The following is an 18,828-nucleotide window of genomic DNA, read 5'->3' on the forward strand; positions in this document are numbered from 1 at the left end:
GCAGATCGGGTGATCTGCCCAATACTTATTATCTCAAAAAACTTGGCGTTAGACGAGCGTCGGACCGCAGAGCGCTAGATTGGTCGATGGTGCTGATTTTGTCTTTCCCGAAAAGTTCTCTATCGAGCCTCGCGTCGTCGCTCGTGCGGTCATCAGCTCCTTGAGAGCTCTGCGTGAAAGCGATGCCGGACGCCATGTGGAGAAAAGCCTGGATCGGCGTCTTGCCGATCTCTTTACCCGTCAGCTCGGGCACGTAGGTTTGCACCGTGTCATCTACAGAGTGGATCGCACCTTCCGAGATCGCAATTCCAATCAGCATGGCAGTTATGGTTTTTGCCATCGATTGCGAAAGAAATCGGTCGTGATTGGTGGGGCCATATTGGTAGTGTTCGTACAATATGGTCTGGTCGTGCGCTATCAGTAACCCCGTCGTTGGATTGCGGGCCAGATACTCCGCCAGAGTGGCAGTGCTTGAAGCGAAAGTATAAGTGTCGCCGAAAGTATCGTGTCGTCGAGTTTAAGCGGCTGGACGAGGACTTCTTCGGCGAGGAGTGAGGCTGTTCCGTCAGGGAAGCGGAAATTTTTTCCGCTTCCTCATCCTTTGAACAGGCACGACGGGGATGGCAAGTGGTCGATTGTCGATGCACAGACGCACAAGGTCGCTGTCATTGCTGAAACTCTCCCGCTCAAACGCCTTGATGAAGCCACCGCTATGGAGATCGTTGACGCCCTGAGAAAGAGGCATTCGGCTTCTGAACAGCCCGGCGCAGAGGGCGCAAAGGAATGACCTAACCAGTTTTAGGTAGTTTGCTGTCTTTTGCTGGTCTGTCATTCTCCTGGTGCGTGTCGGGGAGGAGCAGAGTCCCTGTCGCGCGGTGCGAAAAGGGCTCGCGTTGATCCGATGCGCGCGGGCCCGCATCCACTCACAGGGCAGCTGCGCCCATCAACGACTTCGAGATTCATCTTAGAACGTAAGGCCGGGGCTATTTCACAAGTTACCCCCGGCCAAGGAGCCTGGCCGCCTCCGCTAGCGCCAGTCGCAGCGATCAAGATCGGATCAGCAGGTAGCGGGCATAGTTGCTAGCTCGGTATCAACTGGAAGGAGATGACATGACCCGCATCAAACTTCGCGACGCTATCACTGTGTCCGCGGTCCTCATCTCGATCTCTGGCGTTGGCCATGCGACGATGCTCGATGACATCAAGGCAAAAGGTTATGTCAAATGCGGCATCAACTCCGGGTTCATCGGCTTTTCTGCGCCCGATGCCTCCGGAAACTGGGCAGGGTTTGACGTCGACTTCTGCAAGGCAGTCGCATCTGCCATCTTCGGCGCACCCAACAAGGTCAGATACCAGCCGCTGACCGCTATCGACCGATTTCCTGCGCTCCAGTCCGACGAAGTCGATCTTCTGTCGAGAAACACGACCTGGACAGCCAGTCGGGACTCCAGTCTAGGCTTCAATTTCCGCGCGATCACCTACTACGACGGTCAGGGTTTCATGGTTCACAAGTCCCTGAACGTGAAGTCTGCCTTCGAGCTTTCAGGCACAGAGGTCTGCGTCCAGGCGGGCACGACCACCGAGCTCAACCTCGCCGATTTCTTCAAGTCCAACAAGCTGGACTACCGACCTATCGTGTTCGAGAAGGAGGAAGCCTTTTTACGGCCTATGAGGCGGGTCGTTGCGACGTGTACACAACAGACCTGTCCGGCTTGTACATCTGGCTTCTGAACTTCAGGAACCCCGGTGAGCACGTAGTTCTTCCGGAAATTATCTCCAAGGAGCCGCTCGGCCCCGCCGTCCGCCAAGGTGACGACCAGTGGTTCGACATCGTTTCCTGGACGGCTTACGCGCTGATCAACGCTGAGGAATTCGGCATTACCCAGGCGAACGTCGACGATATGAAGAACTCGCCGAACCCGGACATCAAGCGATTCCTCGGCTCTGAAGCCGGCACCAGGATCGGCACCGATCTCGGCCTGACCAACGACTGGGCCTACTACGTGATTAAAGGCGTCGGTAACTATGGCGAAGTCTTCGAGCGCAATCTCGGCCAAGGCAGCCCGCTCAAGATCAAGCGAGGTCTCAATGCCTTGTGGAACAAGGGCGGCATCCAGTACGCTCCGCCCATCCGCTAGCCGAAATAGGGCTCCAGCGTACCGAACCAGTCGATGAGCCCTAAAGGTCGAGAATAAAACTCGGTCACCGTATGCGGCAGCCCCGATGTCCGACTGGCATCCGATTTCCAGTCATCAAGGGCGATGCTTCGGCGGTGTGGATGTGCTATGTAGTTGATAGTTAAGTCAGTGACTCGGGGTGGCGATGGAACAGAAGCTTTCCGTCATCATGGCGTCTGATGTAGTCGGCTACAGCCGCCTGATGGGCATCGACGAGAGAGGCACCCTTTCGGCTCTCAAGCGGCACCGACATGAACTCCTCGATGTCAAGATCGCTCTGCATCATGGCCGCACCATTAAGCTCGTCGGCGACGGAATGCTGACCGAGTTCCGGACCGCAGAAGAGGCGGTTCTCTGCGCCGTCGGAATCCAGCGAGAAATGCGGACGAGGAATTCGGATGTTTCGCCCGATCGACGAATAGAATTTCGGATCGGAATCAATATCGGAGACATCCTTTTTGAAGACGACGACGTCTATGGCGACGGCGTGAACGTTGCAGCTCGTATCGAGAACATCGCAAGGCCCGGAGGTATCGCGGTGTCCGCATCGGTGCGGGACACATTGGGAAACCGTCTGGGCATTGGCTTTGAGGATGCAGGTGAGCAAACGTTGAAAAACATTGAACGTCCGCTCCGCATCTTCAACGTCATTGTCGGTGATCGCGAAACACCGGAATCCGAAAGTTCCCCCGCCTCTGCCGCAGTGCCAGCGATGACCATACAAGCTGATCCAGTTTTCAAGCCGAACAGAACGATCCTTTATGTTTCACGGTTTTCAAATCTGAGCGGCGATCCAGATCAGGAATATTTTGCGTCCGGTTTAACGGAGGACGTCGTGGCCGCTTTATCGCGCTTCTCGAGGCTGAACGTGATCGTTCAACCGCCCCGTTTAGAACCCCGGCATGACGGTCCGACTAACTTTTACACCCTCAAGGGCAGTGTGAGGCGGCTCGGCAATCGTGTCAGGGTTAATGCCAGCCTGACCAATATTCTACGCGAACACGTCTGGGCAGAAAAATACGACTTCGACCTTGTCGACGTGTTTTATATCCAAGACGAGCTGGCTCAATCGATCCCCGCCGCACTGAACGTCAAGATTGAAGAGGCTGAACGTCAACGCGTTCTGGCCAAACCGGCAACGGCACTAAAGGCGTATGACTTTTATCTGCGAGGGAAGCATCTTCAACAAAGCTTCAATCCCGAGGACGTCGGACTTGCGAAGGAGATGTTCGTCGCCGCGATCGATGATGATCCGAGCTACCCGCGTCCATATTTGGGGCTTGCCTGGATCGAGCTACGGAAGCTGAAATGGAATCAAAGGGCCGACATTGATACCGCGCTGGCTACTGCGTCTGCATGGGCGAGCAAGGCCCTGCAACTCAATCCCAACGAAGCCGATGTTCACTGGGCGCTTGGCGTCATCCACCTGTGGAGGGGGGAGGCTGAACGGGCTATAGGCTGCTACGAACGGGCTCGCGAGTTGGCACCTTATAACTGTGATCTCCTCGCAGAGTACTGTGATGCCTTGGGTTATCTCGGGCGCCTTGAAGACGCGATCAGGATCGGAGAGCTGGCCGTCCGGCTTAATCCAAGCCGGCCCGATTGGTACCTCTGGGACATTGCCGCCAGCAAGTATCTTTCCGGAGACTATCTTGGTGCGTTGTCTCTTTTGGAAAAAATGACGGAGCCAGGACCTGCTTACCGATTGCTAGCGGCGACATATGCTCAACTGGGACGACTGGAGGACGCACGCCGCGCAGCGAGCGAACTGCTGAAAATTAATCCAGATTTCTCGATTGAGCGATACACCTCCCGCGCGCCCTATCGTGACAAGGCACTCCTCGCCAAATATGTCGAAGGATTGCGACTAGCAGGCTTGCCGGAGTAGATCGGTGGTCAACTCCACCATTATCGCAAAGGACGTGATGAAGCTGTCGTATGGGCGGATCGAGGACTGCTGCCCGATAACCGCGATTCAGGAAGCAAAAAATCCCCTTCAGGTGCGCTTATGGAGCTATTGCGCCATCTTCTTTGATCACTTCGGCGAACACAATAGCCATGACGAGCGCGACAAAGATCATTCCCCACATCTCACGCCTCGACGACGCCAATAGCGTAGCCGACGTTAAATTCGCTCTTCGATGACATAAACTCTGCTCCGGTCATGGCGAAGGCCATTGAAGGTAGCGACTTGGTGCATCAATCGGAAGGTTGACGGCGGCTTAGAACTATCTGCGAACCTGGTTCAGGAGCGGATGGGACACAGCAATATTGCTCAGACCCTCGACGCTTACTCTCACTTGTTCCCATCGCAAGACGATTCGGAAGCTTGGCAGAGGCTGAAAAAGCCCTGTCAGGTGCGGTCAATTTGATGCGCGACACAAAGCTGAAAAATGCAACATGAAACTCGATGGGGCAACAACCATGTCCCATTTTCTATATGTTTTTCAAATGGTTGATTGGCTGGGGAACCTGGATTCGAACCAAGATCGACGGAGTCAGAGTCCGCTGTTCTACCATTGAACTATTCCCCAGCAGGGCGCGGCCGGCAAAGCGGCTCCGCTGGTGTGCGGCGCTTATAAACAAAAGCCGGAGGAATGCAAATACTGTTTGGAAAAATTTCTGCACCCTAATCGGTGAGGTCAAGCAGGTCTCGATTTTTGAATCCAAAAAGAATTTGGCGATTTTGCATCGCGCTGGTATTCTCGCGGCAACGCAAAAATCTAATGAGCGCCTGCTGCATACCGTCATGGACTTGCGCGGCGCGTGGAAAACGAACGTGGAAGACCCCGAAGGCGGCGCAAAGCCGCAAGTTGACGGGGCGTCAGCGGCGGTGCGCAGGGACGGCAAGAAATCCCGGCGCCGGAAGGGCAAACGGGGCGGTCAGTCCCGCAACGCGCCCCATGCCGCTTCGCAGGCCTCCTCCGAGACATCCGGAGAGGCAGCGCGCCCGATGGAAGCTGCAGCCGGGAACCCGGCCCGCAAGCGCAAACGACGCCGCCGCGGTAACGGCGGCCAGCGGCATGACGGTGCATCCCCAGCGATCCAGCAGCATGAAAAGCCGGCTTCGGCCGCGCCGGCGGAAGGCGACACTTCATCCAGCCGCCGCAACCGGCGCAAGCATCGCGGAAAGCGCGGCCTGCAGGGCCGCCCGCTGGCGCCTGGCAAGCCGGTCGGCCAGCCGGGGATCACCGCCCAGCCTGCCGCCATTGCCAGGGATCCCGCCATTGCGAGAGCCCCAACGATAGCCAAGGCCAATGGGCATTCCGAGCCTCGAATCGATGGCTTCAATCGCGGCGGCCGGCCGCCTGAACGCGAGCGCCGCGATCACGCTGCCGAGCATCCCTGGCCGGACGAACTTTATGCCGCGCTCGACCTCGGCACGAACAACTGCCGCCTGCTGATTGCCCAGCCCACCCGGCCGGGTCAGTTCCGCGTCGTCGACGCCTTTTCGCGCATCGTGCGCCTCGGCGAGGGGCTTGCCGCGAGCGGCCGCCTTTCCAACGAGGCGATGGACCGCGCCGTCGATGCGCTGCGCGTCTGCGCCGGAAAGCTGAAGAGCCGCGAGATCCGCCGCATGCGACTGATCGCCACCGAAGCCTGCCGTCAGGCCGCAAACGGCGCCATTTTCCTCGATCGCGTCGTCGCCGAAACCGGCCTCGAACTCGAGATCATCGACCGCGAAACGGAAGCCCGCCTTGCGGTATCCGGCTGCTCGTCACTGGTCGGCCGCGAAACGCGTTCCGTCGTGCTTTTCGATATCGGCGGCGGCTCCTCGGAGATCGCGGTCATCCGCATCGGCGAGAATCGGTTCAGCCGCCTTGCCAATCACATCACTCACTGGACTTCGCTGCCGGTCGGCGTCGTCACGCTTTCCGAGCGCCACGGCGGGCAGCATGTGACGCCGGAGAGCTTCGAGAGCATGGTATCGGAGGTGGGGGGCATGCTTGCGCGGTTCGACTGCCCGGAAATCGAGGTCGCACATTCCGGCGATTTCCACCTGATCGGCACGTCCGGCACGGTGACGACGCTGGCGGGCGTCCACCTCGACCTGCCGCGCTACGACCGCCGCAAGGTGGATGGCATCTGGCTTTCGGATGACGAGGTTTCAGCCATGCAGGCGAAGCTTCTCTCGTGGGATTTCGAGAGCCGTGCCGCCAATCCCTGCATCGGGCCGGACCGCGCTGACCTGGTGCTCGCTGGCTGTGCCATTCTGGAGGCGATTCGCCGCCGCTGGCCGAGCCCGCGCATGCGCGTCGCCGACCGCGGCTTGAGAGAAGGCCTCTTGACCGACATGATGGCGGACGACGGCGTCTGGCGGCGCCATCGAAACCGCCGCGGCCAGCGCGCAAGGTAGGGACAGAATGACCAAGGCACCGATCGCGGGCAACCGCACCGGCCGCAAGCTCGGCCAGCGCGTCAAGAAGAAGAAGCTCAAGGCCTCCTCGCGGCAATGGCTGCAGCGCCATATCAACGATCCCTACGTGCAGCGCGCGCAGCTTGAGGGCTACCGGGCACGGGCTGCCTTCAAGCTTCTGGAGATCGACGAGAAGCACAATATCCTCAAAGGCGCGCGCCGCATCATTGACCTTGGCGCCGCACCGGGCAGCTGGTCGCAGATCGCCGCCAAGGTGACGGGCTCGACCGACGAGGATGTCCGCGTCGCGGCCATCGACTTTCTGGAAATGGCGCCGCTTCCCGGTGTGAAGATCCTGCAGCTCGACTTTCTCGATCCGGACGCGCCGACGAAGCTCATGGAAGCGGTCGGCGGTACGCCGGATCTGGTGATGTCCGACATGGCGGCCCCCACGACCGGCCACCACCGCACGGACCATCTGCGGACGATGCATCTCTGCGAAGTTGCCGCGCATTTTGCCGTCGACGTTCTGGGCGAAGGCGGACATTTCCTCGCCAAGACCTTTCAGGGCGGCACGGAGCGCGAATTGCTCAACATGCTGAAGCAGCATTTCCGCCAGGTGGTGCACGTCAAACCGGCTTCCTCGCGTGCCGAATCGGTCGAGATGTTCCTGCTGGCGAAGGGCTTCAAAGGCCGTAGGCCGGTCACGAATGCTGCGGACGCTTGATCTTTGGCTTCGTCTGTGGCGATGATGGCGGCTTGCAGGATTGGAATGCCACGATCTGATGCTACTCTACGTCACTCTCGGAACCAATGACATCGAGCGCGCCCGGCGCTTCTATGACGCCGTTCTGCCGGTGCTCGGTTACAAGCTTCAGCGTCTCTCTGACGAGGAGATCGGCTACTCCGCCGATGGCGACACCCGCTCGCGCCTCTGGATTGTCACGCCGTTCAACCGCCGCCGTGCCGCCGCCGGCAACGGTTCTATGATCGCGCTCGGCGCCGAAACGCGCGCTGATGTCGATGCGTTTTACGCGGCGGCACTCGCGGCGGGCGGTACTGATGACGGCAAGCCCGGCTTGCGCTCCTATCATGCGAATTTCTACGCCGCCTATATCCGCGATCCCGACGGCAACAAGCTTGCCGCCGTCTGCGAAAAGCCCGAATAGCAGGGCTTATTTCACCGCTGGTTGCTCGGTCTCGATTGCCGGGCCGATGCGCTTGGCGCGATGGCCCGAAACCAGCGCCCCTGCATACCTGTCCATGCGGATGAAGGGAATCGTCGCCACGACTGTCAGTCCGGCGATGACGTAGAAGGCCAGATGGAAGTCGGCGACCTGCAGTGCCTCGCCGCTGAAATAGATGGATGTCTCGAGGATCGCCGCCGCCACGGCAACGCCGAGCGCGAGGCTGATCTGCTGCATCACGGAGCTCATCGATGTGGCCTGGCTTGCTTCTCGATCCTCAATGTCCGCAAAGGCCAGCGCGTTCACGCCGGTGAACATGAACGATCGCGAGAAGCCACCGATGAGCAACACCGTGATGATGACGAGATGTGGCGTTGCGGGTGTGAAGAAGCCTGTCGTGATTGTGACGATCGTCGTGACCGCGGCTGCCGAAAGAAGCGTCGTGCGGAAGCCGGTGGCGGCGAAAACGCGCCGCGCCATGAATTTGGTCGTGATCGCGCCGATTGCACCGGAAAAGGTAATGAGGCCGGACTGGAACGGTGTCAGGCCAAAGCCGAGCTGCAGCATCAGCGGCGTCAGGAAGGGCATGGCGCCGACGCAGATGCGGAACAGGTTGCCGCCCGTCGTCGCAGTGCGGAAGGTCGGGTTGCGGAAGAGGTTCAGGTTCAGGATCGGGGCTGGGTGGCGCTTGGCGTGACGCACATAAAGATAGCCGCAAAGGAAGCCGGTCAAAGTGGATGTGACACCGATGGCCGGCGGCAGCGCCGGAAGGCTTACGACCGAGAGGCCGAAAACGACACCCGCGGCGGAAAGCGAGGTCAGAATGAAACCGGTGAAGTCCAGTTTCGGCGGCATCGTTGCTTCAACCTCCGGCAGAAAGATTGTCGCAAGCCAGACGCCGATGATGCCGACCGGCACATTGATCAGGAAGATCCAGTGCCAGCTGAAATAAGTGGTGATGAAGCCGCCGAGCGGCGGACCGGCCAGCGGACCGACAAGGGCGGGAATCGTCAGCAACGCCATGGCGGAAACCAGTTCGCTCCGCTGGGTGGTGCGCAGGAGAACGAGCCGGCCGACCGGCGTCATCATCGCGCCGCCCATGCCTTGCAGGAAGCGGGCGAAGACGAACTCGACCAGATTGGAAGATGCTGCACAAAAAATCGAGCCGATGACGAAGACGCAGATCGCAAGCCGGAAGATGCGCTTGGCACCGAACCTGTCCGCCATCCAGCCGCTGACTGGAATGAAAACCGCAAGCGACACCATGTAGGAAGTCAGCGCCAGCTTCAGCGTAATCGGCCCGACATTAAGGTCGCTGGCGATCGCGGGCAGCGCCGTCGAAATGACCGTGGAATCCATCTGCTCCATGAAGAGCGCGACGGCGAGGATCAGCGGAACAATGCGGTTCATAGGCAAAAGCCTTGGGCGACTCTTGGGAGGATGGCTCGGGAGCCCGTGCTGTGTAGTCCCAGTTGCCGCCTCTGCCAATCCCTGAAACTGCGGGAGTTACAGGTTTGCATCACGTGTGCGTGAGACGGCGGTTCCCGGCAACTTTTCCTTTCAAAATCGACTTAGGTTCGAGCCGCCGCAGCAGGGATCCCGGACGGAGATCGAGAGGCCGGCGCGTCGCGACCACCGCCGTTATTGGAGAATGGATATATGGCAGTTTGGTTGGCAAGCGGCCACGCTTTTTGCTGCAGGCATTTTCGGCCGGCTATTTAAGAACGGGCTACCGTTTCGTGCCGAAGACCTACCAGTTCGACATCTGATCCAGGCGCATGGCAGCCATTACGCGCCCGGTGCATGCGCCGGGCATTTTGCTATTCCCTTCCTGTCATAGACGTGTTACGAGCCCTCGCCAACTTCCAAAGCAACCCTTGCACACCGCCGGTGCGGACGATTCGTTCCGGGTGGGTCGCATTTTTCTTAATTGAAGGAAATTGGCCATGGCTCGCATCATAGAAACGGCAACCGGAGCGGACGCGCTCACCTTCGACGACGTGCTCTTGCAGCCCGGTCACTCCGAGGTCATGCCCGGTCAGACGAACATCGCAACGCGCATCGCGACCGATATCGACCTGAACATCCCGATCCTCTCCTCCGCGATGGATACCGTCACCGAAAGCCGATTGGCGATCGCCATGGCGCAGGCCGGCGGTCTCGGCGTCATTCATCGCAATCTGACTCCGATCGAGCAGGCCGAGCAGGTTCGGCAAGTCAAGAAGTTCGAAAGCGGCATGGTCATCAATCCGGTGACGATCGGCCCGGATGCGACGCTTGCCGAAGCGCTGTCTCTGATGAAGACGCACGGAATTTCCGGCATTCCGGTCGTTGAGAAGTCGGGCCGCCTCGTGGGCATCCTGACCAACCGCGACGTCCGCTTTGCCTCCGATCCGGCCCAGAAGGTCCACGAGCTGATGACGCGAGACAACCTCGTCACGGTCAAGGAGAACGTCGATCAGCAGGAGGCCAAGCGCCTGCTGCATTCGCACCGCATCGAAAAGCTGCTGGTCGTCGATCCGGAAGGCCGCTGCGTTGGCCTCATCACCGTCAAGGATATCGAAAAGTCGCAGCTGAACCCGAACGCTTCCAAGGATGCGCAAGGCCGTCTTCGCGCTGCCGCCGCCATCAGCGTCGGCGATGATGGCTTCGAGCGTGCCGAGCGCCTGATCGAAGCCGGCGTCGATCTGCTCGTCGTCGATACTGCGCACGGCCATTCGCAGCGTGTTCTCGATGCCGTCACCCGCGTCAAGAAGCTGTCCAACTCGGTTCGCATCATGGCCGGCAACGTCGCGACCTCGGACGGCACCAAGGCACTGATCGATGCCGGCGCGGATGCCGTCAAGGTCGGCATCGGCCCAGGCTCGATCTGCACGACGCGCATTGTCGCCGGTGTCGGCGTGCCGCAACTCGCCGCCATCATGTCGGCTGTCGAAGCCGCGCGCGCTCAGGATATTCCGGTCATAGCCGACGGCGGCATCAAGTTCTCGGGCGACCTTGCCAAGGCGATGGCTTGCGGCGCTTCTGCCGTCATGATCGGCTCGCTGCTCGCCGGTACCGATGAAAGCCCGGGCGAAGTCTATCTCTATCAGGGCCGCTCCTTCAAAGCCTATCGCGGCATGGGATCGGTCGGCGCCATGGCGCGCGGCTCGGCAGACCGCTACTTCCAGGCGGAAGTCCGCGACACCCTGAAGCTTGTGCCGGAGGGCATCGAAGGCCAGGTTCCTTATAAGGGTCCGGTCTCCGGCGTCCTGCACCAGCTCACGGGCGGCCTGAGGGCAGCGATGGGTTATGTCGGCGGCAAGGATATCAAGGAGTTCCAGGAACGCGCGACCTTCGTGCGCATCTCCGGTGCCGGCCTTCGAGAAAGCCATGCCCATGACGTGACGATTACACGCGAGAGCCCGAACTATCCGGGCGTAGGCGCCTGATCGTGACTGCGGGCAGCCGGATACCCTCCTGGATGATCGGGCTGCTTGCCATTCTGTGCCTCGCAGCGTTGGCATGGACGACCTTCGGCTTCGTCCTGCCATTCCGGCATGAGACCGGCAAAACGGTGCTCGACACCTATTTCACCGGCTATGATCAGCCTACGGTTACCGCCATGCAGAATGTGCTGAGCGAAAACGATGTCGCGCGTGCGCTGCTGCGGAGCATGTATCTTGGCCCGGAGCTCGTCCTGCCGGCGCTGATGACGATGCTTCTCTTCACGATTGTTCTGAAGCTCCAGCCGGGCGGCAGCTATTTCGGTAAACCGATGCATCCAGCTTTCATCAAGGCGATCTACGCTCTGCCGTTCATCTACTGCTTTGCTGATTATGCCGAGAATCTCTCCAGCCTGATTGCTTTCGGTGACAGCAGCGCCGCAGCATCCGCCGCCGCATTGCTGCCCTGGATGACAAAGCTGAAATTCGCAGCACTCGCCGTCTCGGCAATCGTCATCCTTCGTTTCGTCCTGATCCGTCTGACCCCCGGCGGTGTCGACGGGCGATAGGCTGGAAAGTGCCGGAACTTTCCTCTACTGCTTTGAAAAATATGAGAGAAGCCGCAGAGGAGACACCATGACCGGCTACGAAATGTTCTGGCCCATTATTGCCCATGTCGCGCTGGTCTATGGCCTCTACATGCTGCTCAGCGTCCGCCGCCGCAAGGCGGTGCAAGCCGGCAATGTGAAGCTTTCGGACTATCGCGAAAACCGCAGCGAGCCGCCGGAAAGCCTTTTCGTCAAGAACAGCATCGCCAATCAGTTCGAGCTGCCGGTTCTCTTTTATGTTTGCTGCATCCTGCTTTACATTACCGAGGCCGACAATCTGGGCGCCCTCGTGCTCGCCTGGATCTTCGTGGCATTGCGGTATGCCCACGCTTTCGTGCACGTGACGAGCAACCGCATGCGCTTCCGCGGTCCGCTCTTTGCTGCCGGATACGTCGTGCTTGGTGCCATGTGGGCGTGGCTTGCCGGCTGGATGGCCTTCAGCGGGTAACGCAGTTTTGTTCCTGCGTTATCGTAGCCTGACCTATCTTCTCTCGTCGGGGGGCTTTGGCTCGGCGAGGAAAAGAGGAGGTTCACATGGACAAGCCGGAAATCACGCAGGCGATGATCAACGCTTATGACGAATACACGCATCTGACGCTCGACCGCCGCAGTTTCATGGACAAGCTGACGAAGCTTGCAGGATCGGCGGGCGCTGCCGCCGTGATCGCGCCGATGCTTGCGGCAAACAAGGCGAGCGCGGGAATGGTCCCGGCCAACGACGAGCGGCTGAAGGCGCAGGATGTCACTTATCCCGGCGGCAGCGGCGAGATGAAGGGCTATCTGGTCGAACCGAAGGAGGCATCTGGAAAGCTCGGCAGCGTTATCGTCATTCACGAAAATCGCGGCCTCAACCCGCATATCCGCGACGTCGCCCGCCGCATGGCGCTGGAAGGCTTCGTGGCGCTGGCGCCGGATTTCCTCTCGCCGCTGGGCGGTACGCCGGAGAACGAGGAGCAGGCGCGGGAAATTTTCGGCAAGCTTGAGGCTGCCGCAACTGTCGCGAATGCCGAAGCAAGCCTCAAATACCTGAAGACGCTTCCTTCCGCCAATGGCAATGTCGGCGCCATCGGCTTTTGCTGGGGTGGCGGGGTCGTCAACAATTTCGCGACAAAGTCGCCGGAGCTGAAGGCAGGCGTCGCCTATTACGGTGCGCAGCCGAAGGCTGGCGTGCCGAACATTAAGGCGGCGCTGATGCTGCACTATGCCGGTCTCGACGACCGCATCAATGCCGGCATCGACGCCTACAAGAAGGAACTGGAAGCAAACGGCAAGAGCTTCCAGATCTTCGTTTACGACGGCGTCAACCATGCCTTCAACAACGATACGTCCTCGGCGCGCTACGACAAGAAGGCGGCCGATCTTGCCTGGAGCCGCACCGTCGAGTTCTTGAAGAAGAGCCTGGCCTGATCAGGGTGCAACCGCCCGTTCGTCCTGCTTTTGAAAAACGGCACGGCTAAAGGCTCGATACGATCCGTGCCCAGCCGGCGGCTGCCGAATAACTGATCCACAGCTTTTGAGCGACCAAATCGGGGTTTATCACCCCGATTTTCATATGCTTCTGGCGTCTGTTAAAATGCGAGCTTTTCGATTTACGGCGCATGAATACCTGCGTGCCATATCGCTCAGATGCGCCGGTTTGAGCCATCTTCCGCCGCTCAACGATAATTCATGGGAACGATATGAGCGCGCAGGGTATGGATCGCATCGGCCTTCGCCGGAAGCCGAAGCAGGAACGCAGCATCCAGAGACTCGATCTGATCCTCGCCGCTGCCGCAGAGCTGATCGCGCAAAAGGGCGTCAGCGCCATGCGCATGACGGAGCTCGCCGCTGCCGCTAAGGTTCCCATCGGCTCGGTCTACCAATATTTCCCTGAAAAGGCGGCGATCGTCAAAGCGCTCTTCGACCGGCATGCGGCCGCAGTCCAGGCGAAAACGGCCGTCATGTTCTCCAACGTCCAGTCCCTCGATGAAGCACTGGATCTGATCTCGGTGATGATCGACTGGTACTATAACGAATACCGCAACGACGCCACCTATCTCGGCGTCTGGATGGGAACGGAGACCGACCAGGATCTCTTGCAGCTCAACATCCAGCACAGCAATCGCGTGGCCGAAATTTTCCTTGAGGCGATAAAGCGCATCGCCCCGGAAATGCCGGAAGTCGATATGCAAGCGCGCACTTACCTTTTCAGCCATCTGATCGGCGCGTCGATCCGCCTTGCGGTCAAGAGCGAAGAAAAGCTGGCAAAAAGGATGCTGGACGAATGGAAGCACGTCATCCGCGCTTCGCTTTTCGCCGAGGCGGCCTGAAGTCTACCAGCTCGGCACCATGTTGGCGGCCTTCAAGCGCGGATACTGCCGCGCATAGGCCGTCTTCACATCGGGTTCCAGATTGTCGTCGACCACCGCAGGCGTGATGTTGTCGAGGCAGGCGGTGATATGCGCCGTGATCGCATTCATCAGCGAGATTGAAACCCCCGGACGCTTCATGATGCCGATCTGCACCGGTGGCAGTGCGGGGAAGCCGTCAGCCTGGCTCAGAACCTTCATGCCTGTCCGCAATGCCGATTCCGGCATCACCGAAACCGCCATGCCGGCAAGCACGGCAGCGGCAACCACCGTGCATGACCAGCTTGTGAAGAGGATCTGATGCTCGCGGCCCACGGCATCGAGCGCCGAACAGGCAAGTTGCCGCCACTGGCAATCGCGGCGTCCGACAGCAAGCGGCACAGGTGCGTCGTCACGGATCGGGTGGTTGGCGGAGCCGACCCAGCAGAGCGGCTCGGTTCTGACGACGTCGGACATGCGTTCCCGCGGGTTATGCGTCACCAGCGCGATGTCGAGCTCGCCCTTGTGCATGCGTTCTGCCAAATCCACCGAAGGCTCGCACACGATGTAAAGCTCCACATTCGGATGGGTCTTGGCGAAACGGCCGATGATCTCCGGCATGTAGCGGTCGGCGTAGTCGTCCGGCGTGCCGATGCGCAGCATGCCCTCGAGGCGGTTGTCGTCGAAAGCGGCGATTGCCTCGTTGTTGAGGCGGATGATACGGCGGGCGTAATTCAGAAGCTTCTCGCCCTCCACCGTCAGGCGGTTGCCGCGGCCGTCTTTGATGAAGAGCTGCTTGCCGATCCGCTCCTCGAGGCGGCGCATCTGCATCGAGACGGCGGATTGCGTCTTGTAGACGCGATCGGCCGCCTTGGTGAAGCTGCCGGAATCTATGATGGCGATGAAAGTCTGCAACTGGTCAATATCAAGAGGCGCGGACATGGGCTCACCTATAACGATTGCTGATAATAACCATTAGAAACATTCGTTGGACTGATCAATAGGTCTTTGGCATCTTCGGGATGCAAATCAAGCAAAGTGACGGACAGACACCCTGCTGTCCTGCCTAGGTTTCAGCCCTCCTTCCCGCTCGACCTCGCGGGAGGGGTGGGTTGTTGCGCCCGAAAGAAAGGAGAGTTCGATGCGCATGATTGACCAGACAGTAGAACTCGACTGTGCCAAGCAGCCCGCGACGTTTTCCCAGCGTCTCGGCGGAACCCTTATGCCGCTTACGGCTCTCTTTCGCGCATTCCGCAATCGCAGAGCGATCAACGGCCTGAATGACCTCGACGACAATCAATTGCGGGATATCGGCCTGACGCGGGCCGACGTTACCGCCGCCCTGTTGACGTCGACCTTCTTCGAGGATCCGTCGGCACATCTGACGAACTCGGCGCGCCGCCGCTGGCGCCTCGCGATATTCCGTTCCTACGTCGATTAGGAGCGGCCAGTTTTCCCCGCAGGGTGATAGCCAATAGCCCTGCCGCTTGACCCGGTGACCGGCTTTCCCAAGCCGTCTCCGGGTTTTTTTACGTCTTGGAGGCCGGCTGGTCCTTCTTGGGCAGATATGTCTCGAAGATTGCTTCCATGCCTTTCTGATAGCCCCTCTGCACCTCAAGCCCGCTGTCGAACATGGTGTTGAGCATCTTCAGATAATTCTCTGCCTGTTCCTTCGCTTCTTCTTTCGGAGGCTCCGGCGGCTTTTGCGCCGCCGGCTGATTGAGGCTCCCCATCATGTCCTGAAAGGCCTTGGCGAAAGGATTGTCGAGGAACGGATTGGCCGGAGCCTTCTTGGATTCTGGCCGCGGCGTGCTGAACATCACCTGCATCGCCTGCGTGAACGGATTGTCGAAGATGCTCATCTCGGGTGCCGTTCTCGGCTTTGGCGCAAAACCGGTGCTTTCCAGCCATTTCTGGATCGTCTCGCCCATCGCGGTATTGACGAAGGGGTTGACGGGCGAGGCCATCTGCCCGGTCGCTTGCTTGAAGAGCCCGCCCATCAGCGTATCGGCCATCACCGGCAGCATCCGCTTGTAGATCTCCTGGCCGATGCCGGTCATCTGCGCAGCTTGTGCGGCGACGGCGCGCGAAACCTCCTTGGAGCCAAAAAGCTGGCCGAGGATATTGTTGCCGTCGGAGATGCCCTCCGGGGTGAAGGCCTTCGTCATGTCCTCGAAATATTTGGCATAGTTGCCGGATGCGACCGCCTGCATCAGGCCCATGAAGTCATAGGGATTGCTCGTGCTGCGCTTCAGCCCGGCGGAAAAGGCGGGCATCAGTGCCGCCATCGCCTTGGTCGCCTGTTCCTGGGCAAGGTTGAACTGCTTAGAGATGGCGTCCATCGCCGCGCCGTTCTGCGCCTGCATCATCATGTCGAAGAGTGGCAACATGACAGTCCTCCCCCGCTTTCTAGTGCTTGTGAATCGCCACTATAAACGGAAATCGGAATGCGCAAACGGCTTTTTGCCGAAGGGTTCAGTACTGATATTCCTCGAAGACCGGCTCGACGGAGTGCTGCCAGCGGCCGTTATAACGCGCCAGCAGGTCCTCGGCGAGCGTGGCTTTTTTCGCCATCACCTCGTCGAGCGGCGATAGGAAGATGCTCTCATCCTGGCCTTCCTTGTTCAGCCGGTTGCGCGACTTCAGACCCGCCTTCGAAATACCCATGATCTCGCGGGCGGTTTCATAAAGGGCGTCGCCGCGGAACTCGGCCTTGAGGCCGGCCATGGGAACGGCATCGCGCAGCGCGCTGACCTCGGCAAGTGTCCAGTTCTTCGTCAGCTGATCGGCCGCATCGAGCGCCGCTTCGTCATATAGAAGGCCCACCCAGAAGGCGGGCAGGGCACAGATGCGGCGCCACGGGCCGCCGTCTGCACCGCGCATCTCGAGGAAACGCTTCAGGCGAACGTCGGGGAAGAGTGTCGAAAGATGGTTCGTCCAGTCGCCCATCGTCGGCTCCCACGCGACGACCTCGCCCTTCAGCGCGCCGTTCATGAACTGGCGGAAAGTGACGTGGGTACAGTCATGATAGTGGCCGTCGCGGACGATGAAGTACATCGGCACGTCGAGCGCCCATTCCATATAGTGCTGGAAGCCGAAGTCGTCGCGGAAGGTGAAATCGAGCAGGCCGGAGCGCCGGTTGTCCGTGTCGCGCCAGATGTCGCCGCGCCAGGAAAGCATGCCATTCGGCTGACCTTCGGTGAAGGGCGAGGACGCGAAAAGCGCGGTTGCCAGCGACTGAAGCTTCATCGACACGCGCATCTTCTTCTGCATGTCGGCTTCGGAGGAGAAGTCGAGGTTCACCTGGATCGTGCAGGTGCGGTACATCATGTCGAGGCCCTTGGTGCCGACCTTCGGCATGTAGCGGGTCATGATGTCGTAGCGGGATTTAGGCATGCGCGGCGTCTCGGCGAGCGTCCATTTCGGGCTGCCGCCGATGCCGAGGAAGCGGATGCCCATCGGCTCGGCGATTTCGCGCAGCGTCGCGAGATGCGAATTGGATTCCCTGCAGGTCTCGTGGATCGTTTCCAGCGGCGCACCGGAAAGCTCGAATTGGCCGCCCGGTTCGATCGAGATCGCGCCCATACCGTGCTGCTCGGCAAGGCCGATGATATTTTCGCCGTCCATGATCGGATCCCAGCCGTTCTTTGCCTGAAGGCCCTTCAGAAGGGCTGAGATGCTGGCTTCGCCGGCATAGGGAACCGGGTTGTTGTCCGCACGGAAGAAGGCGAACTTCTCATGCTCGGTGCCGATGCGGAAGCGCTCCTTCGGCTTGTTCCCCGCAGCAATGTAATTGGTCAGCTCCTGCACCGAAGCAATCGGTGTCTGGTCGGTAGTATCGCGAGCCATTCAACGTAACCTGTATTCTGGGGAACGCCCGTAGCCCGGGCAATTGGAAGGGTGATTAGTGCCGGTCTCACGTATGTTGCAAGTGAAATTCTTTCAACGATACATCAAAAAAATAGCAGGCTGTTTCAACGGAGCCTGATTTGAAGGTTAATTCCAGTCGCCGACCGCCGCCTGGATCACCGCCATGGCCGCAACCGCAGCCGTGTCGGCGCGCAGGATACGCGGCCCGAGCGGGATGGCCGTGACGAAATCGAGGCCGCTCAGCCGCGTGCGCTCCTCCTCGGAAAAGCCGCCCTCCGGCCCGACGAGAAGCGCAAGCTGCTTTTCCTCGATCTTCGAAAGCAGTGGCAGCGGGTTTTGCCCTGCATCGCCCTCGTCGCAAAATATGATCCGCCGCTCTTGCGGCCAGTTGTCGAGCAGATCGAAGAGCTTCACCGGCTCGGCAACTTCCGGGATGGCGAGGATGCCGCATTGCTCTGCCGCCTCGACAGCATTGGCCCTCAGTTTGTCGAGATTTGTGATCTTGCCCTGCACATGTTGCGTCATGACCGGCTGGAGCACGCCGGCGCCCATCTCGACCGCCTTCTGCACGAGGTAGTCCAGGCGGCCAACCTTCAGCGGCGCAAAAAGATAGTGCAGGTCGGATGGGGCCGGCTGCGGCCGGGTCAGCTCGGTTGGCGTCAGCAGAATGCGCTTGCGGGTCGGAAAGGAAATGCTCGCCTTCCATTCTCCGTCTCGGCCGTTGAATACCAGGATTTCGGCGCCGTCCGTCATGCGCAGCACATTGGCGAGATAATTGTACTGGTCGGAACTGGCCTCCACCGCGGCGCCCGGCGACAAGGAGGCATCGACGAAAAGCCGCTGCATGCGGAAATTGGCGCGCATCTCAAACAATCCC

17 protein-coding genes, 1 tRNA gene and 2 pseudogenes are annotated in these 18,828 nt (G+C 59.8%); 13 read left to right on the forward strand and 7 right to left on the reverse strand.

All coding sequences use genetic code 11. The features are described from left to right. Window positions 1-28: 28 nt before the first annotated feature. Window positions 29-460 (reverse strand): serine hydrolase, encoded by a 432-nt coding sequence (locus tag A3C3_RS0124755; RefSeq protein ID WP_084797019.1) that lies wholly within the window; start codon window positions 458-460, stop codon window positions 29-31. A gap of 650 nt (window positions 461-1,110) precedes the next feature. On the opposite strand from A3C3_RS0124755, the pseudogene A3C3_RS41740 reads away from it, so the two are divergent. From A3C3_RS41740 to A3C3_RS47275, 4 genes and pseudogenes are all read left to right on the forward strand, one after another. Then, window positions 1,111-2,138: pseudogene (locus tag A3C3_RS41740) on the forward strand (amino acid ABC transporter substrate-binding protein). 184 nt (window positions 2,139-2,322) lie between these two features. Next, complete coding sequence (locus tag A3C3_RS0124770; RefSeq protein WP_022717271.1) at window positions 2,323-4,065, forward strand: adenylate/guanylate cyclase domain-containing protein; 1,743 nt, start codon at window positions 2,323-2,325, stop codon at window positions 4,063-4,065. A gap of 4 nt (window positions 4,066-4,069) precedes the next feature. After that, window positions 4,070-4,291, forward strand: a complete 222-nt coding sequence (locus tag A3C3_RS45460; RefSeq protein WP_145611911.1) for a hypothetical protein — start codon at window positions 4,070-4,072, stop codon at window positions 4,289-4,291. 72 nt (window positions 4,292-4,363) lie between these two features. Further along, window positions 4,364-4,581, forward strand: a pseudogene (locus tag A3C3_RS47275) (hypothetical protein); the annotation flags it as partial. 56 nt (window positions 4,582-4,637) lie between these two features. Here the strand turns inward: A3C3_RS47275 and A3C3_RS0124780 are convergent. Then, window positions 4,638-4,711: transfer RNA gene (locus A3C3_RS0124780), tRNA-Gln, on the reverse strand. A 245-nt stretch (window positions 4,712-4,956) separates the two neighbouring features. On the opposite strand from A3C3_RS0124780, the gene A3C3_RS0124785 reads away from it, so the two are divergent. The 3 genes from A3C3_RS0124785 to A3C3_RS0124795 are packed head-to-tail and all read left to right on the forward strand — an operon-like array spanning window position 4,957 to window position 7,703. Continuing rightward, window positions 4,957-6,534 carry a Ppx/GppA phosphatase family protein gene (locus A3C3_RS0124785; RefSeq protein ID WP_028739962.1) on the forward strand — a complete coding sequence of 526 codons (1,578 nt, stop codon included), beginning with the start codon at window positions 4,957-4,959 and terminating at the stop codon, window positions 6,532-6,534. A gap of 7 nt (window positions 6,535-6,541) precedes the next feature. After that, window positions 6,542-7,261 (forward strand): RlmE family RNA methyltransferase, encoded by a 720-nt coding sequence (locus A3C3_RS0124790; RefSeq protein WP_022717272.1) that lies wholly within the window; start codon window positions 6,542-6,544, stop codon window positions 7,259-7,261. 58 nt (window positions 7,262-7,319) lie between these two features. Beyond that, on the forward strand, window positions 7,320-7,703 hold the full coding sequence (locus A3C3_RS0124795; RefSeq protein ID WP_022717273.1) for a VOC family protein: 384 nt from the start codon (window positions 7,320-7,322) through the stop codon (window positions 7,701-7,703). Between the two features lie 6 nt (window positions 7,704-7,709). On the opposite strand, the gene A3C3_RS0124800 is transcribed toward A3C3_RS0124795, so the two are convergent. Beyond that, a complete protein-coding gene (locus tag A3C3_RS0124800; RefSeq protein WP_022717274.1) occupies window positions 7,710-9,131 on the reverse strand; it encodes a DHA2 family efflux MFS transporter permease subunit in 1,422 nt (473 codons plus the stop codon). Window positions 9,132-9,667: 536 nt separating this feature from the next. On the opposite strand from A3C3_RS0124800, the gene guaB reads away from it, so the two are divergent. The 5 genes from guaB to A3C3_RS0124830 all read left to right on the forward strand — a co-directional run bounded on the left by guaB (window position 9,668) and on the right by A3C3_RS0124830 (window position 14,063). Beyond that, window positions 9,668-11,152 (forward strand): IMP dehydrogenase, encoded by a 1,485-nt coding sequence (gene guaB / locus A3C3_RS0124810; protein WP_022717276.1) that lies wholly within the window; start codon window positions 9,668-9,670, stop codon window positions 11,150-11,152. 2 nt (window positions 11,153-11,154) lie between these two features. Continuing rightward, window positions 11,155-11,715 carry a hypothetical protein gene (locus A3C3_RS0124815; RefSeq protein WP_022717277.1) on the forward strand — a complete coding sequence of 187 codons (561 nt, stop codon included), beginning with the start codon at window positions 11,155-11,157 and terminating at the stop codon, window positions 11,713-11,715. Between the two features lie 67 nt (window positions 11,716-11,782). Beyond that, window positions 11,783-12,202 carry an MAPEG family protein gene (locus A3C3_RS0124820; RefSeq protein ID WP_022717278.1) on the forward strand — a complete coding sequence of 140 codons (420 nt, stop codon included), beginning with the start codon at window positions 11,783-11,785 and terminating at the stop codon, window positions 12,200-12,202. Window positions 12,203-12,288: 86 nt separating this feature from the next. Then, complete coding sequence (locus A3C3_RS0124825) at window positions 12,289-13,161, forward strand: dienelactone hydrolase family protein (protein WP_022717279.1); 873 nt, start codon at window positions 12,289-12,291, stop codon at window positions 13,159-13,161. 272 nt (window positions 13,162-13,433) lie between these two features. After that, complete coding sequence (locus tag A3C3_RS0124830; RefSeq protein ID WP_022717280.1) at window positions 13,434-14,063, forward strand: TetR family transcriptional regulator; 630 nt, start codon at window positions 13,434-13,436, stop codon at window positions 14,061-14,063. Between the two features lie 3 nt (window positions 14,064-14,066). Here the strand turns inward: A3C3_RS0124830 and A3C3_RS0124835 are convergent, their stop codons facing one another. Then, the gene (locus A3C3_RS0124835; protein ID WP_022717281.1) at window positions 14,067-15,023 is read right to left on the reverse strand and encodes a LysR substrate-binding domain-containing protein; all 957 of its coding nucleotides are present in this window, start codon (window positions 15,021-15,023) and stop codon (window positions 14,067-14,069) included. 199 nt (window positions 15,024-15,222) lie between these two features. Here A3C3_RS0124835 and A3C3_RS0124840 point away from each other — a divergent pair, with 199 nt between their 5' ends. After that, window positions 15,223-15,522 carry a DUF1127 domain-containing protein gene (locus A3C3_RS0124840; RefSeq protein ID WP_022717282.1) on the forward strand — a complete coding sequence of 100 codons (300 nt, stop codon included), beginning with the start codon at window positions 15,223-15,225 and terminating at the stop codon, window positions 15,520-15,522. 88 nt (window positions 15,523-15,610) lie between these two features. Here A3C3_RS0124840 and A3C3_RS0124845 read toward each other — a convergent pair whose 3' ends face one another. The 3 genes from A3C3_RS0124845 to A3C3_RS0124855 all read right to left on the reverse strand — a co-directional run bounded on the left by A3C3_RS0124845 (window position 15,611) and on the right by A3C3_RS0124855 (window position 18,815). After that, a complete protein-coding gene (locus tag A3C3_RS0124845; protein WP_022717283.1) occupies window positions 15,611-16,471 on the reverse strand; it encodes a DUF937 domain-containing protein in 861 nt (286 codons plus the stop codon). Window positions 16,472-16,556: 85 nt separating this feature from the next. Next, window positions 16,557-17,930 (reverse strand): glutamate--cysteine ligase, encoded by a 1,374-nt coding sequence (locus A3C3_RS0124850; RefSeq protein ID WP_022717284.1) that lies wholly within the window; start codon window positions 17,928-17,930, stop codon window positions 16,557-16,559. A gap of 147 nt (window positions 17,931-18,077) precedes the next feature. Beyond that, window positions 18,078-18,815 carry a 16S rRNA (uracil(1498)-N(3))-methyltransferase gene (locus A3C3_RS0124855; RefSeq protein ID WP_022717285.1) on the reverse strand — a complete coding sequence of 246 codons (738 nt, stop codon included), beginning with the start codon at window positions 18,813-18,815 and terminating at the stop codon, window positions 18,078-18,080. Between the last annotated feature and the right edge of the window lie 13 nt (window positions 18,816-18,828).

This window comes from Rhizobium mongolense USDA 1844 (assembly GCF_000419765.1).
Lineage (GTDB): Bacteria > Pseudomonadota > Alphaproteobacteria > Rhizobiales > Rhizobiaceae > Rhizobium > Rhizobium mongolense.

Coding starts and splice junctions, on each gene's coding strand:
- A3C3_RS0124770 (WP_022717271.1), top strand. CDS start 2,323: ATGGAACAGAAGCTTTCCGTCATCATGGCGTCTGATGTAGTCGGCTAC.
- A3C3_RS0124790 (WP_022717272.1), top strand. CDS start 6,542: ATGACCAAGGCACCGATCGCGGGCAACCGCACCGGCCGCAAGCTCGGC.
- A3C3_RS0124795 (WP_022717273.1), top strand. CDS start 7,320: ATGCTACTCTACGTCACTCTCGGAACCAATGACATCGAGCGCGCCCGG.
- A3C3_RS0124800 (WP_022717274.1), bottom strand. CDS start 9,131: ATGAACCGCATTGTTCCGCTGATCCTCGCCGTCGCGCTCTTCATGGAG.
- guaB (WP_022717276.1), top strand. CDS start 9,668: ATGGCTCGCATCATAGAAACGGCAACCGGAGCGGACGCGCTCACCTTC.
- A3C3_RS0124820 (WP_022717278.1), top strand. CDS start 11,783: ATGACCGGCTACGAAATGTTCTGGCCCATTATTGCCCATGTCGCGCTG.
- A3C3_RS0124825 (WP_022717279.1), top strand. CDS start 12,289: ATGGACAAGCCGGAAATCACGCAGGCGATGATCAACGCTTATGACGAA.
- A3C3_RS0124830 (WP_022717280.1), top strand. CDS start 13,434: ATGAGCGCGCAGGGTATGGATCGCATCGGCCTTCGCCGGAAGCCGAAG.
- A3C3_RS0124835 (WP_022717281.1), bottom strand. CDS start 15,023: ATGTCCGCGCCTCTTGATATTGACCAGTTGCAGACTTTCATCGCCATC.
- A3C3_RS0124840 (WP_022717282.1), top strand. CDS start 15,223: ATGCGCATGATTGACCAGACAGTAGAACTCGACTGTGCCAAGCAGCCC.
- A3C3_RS0124845 (WP_022717283.1), bottom strand. CDS start 16,471: ATGTTGCCACTCTTCGACATGATGATGCAGGCGCAGAACGGCGCGGCG.
- A3C3_RS0124850 (WP_022717284.1), bottom strand. CDS start 17,930: ATGGCTCGCGATACTACCGACCAGACACCGATTGCTTCGGTGCAGGAG.
- A3C3_RS0124855 (WP_022717285.1), bottom strand. CDS start 18,815: ATGCGCGCCAATTTCCGCATGCAGCGGCTTTTCGTCGATGCCTCCTTG.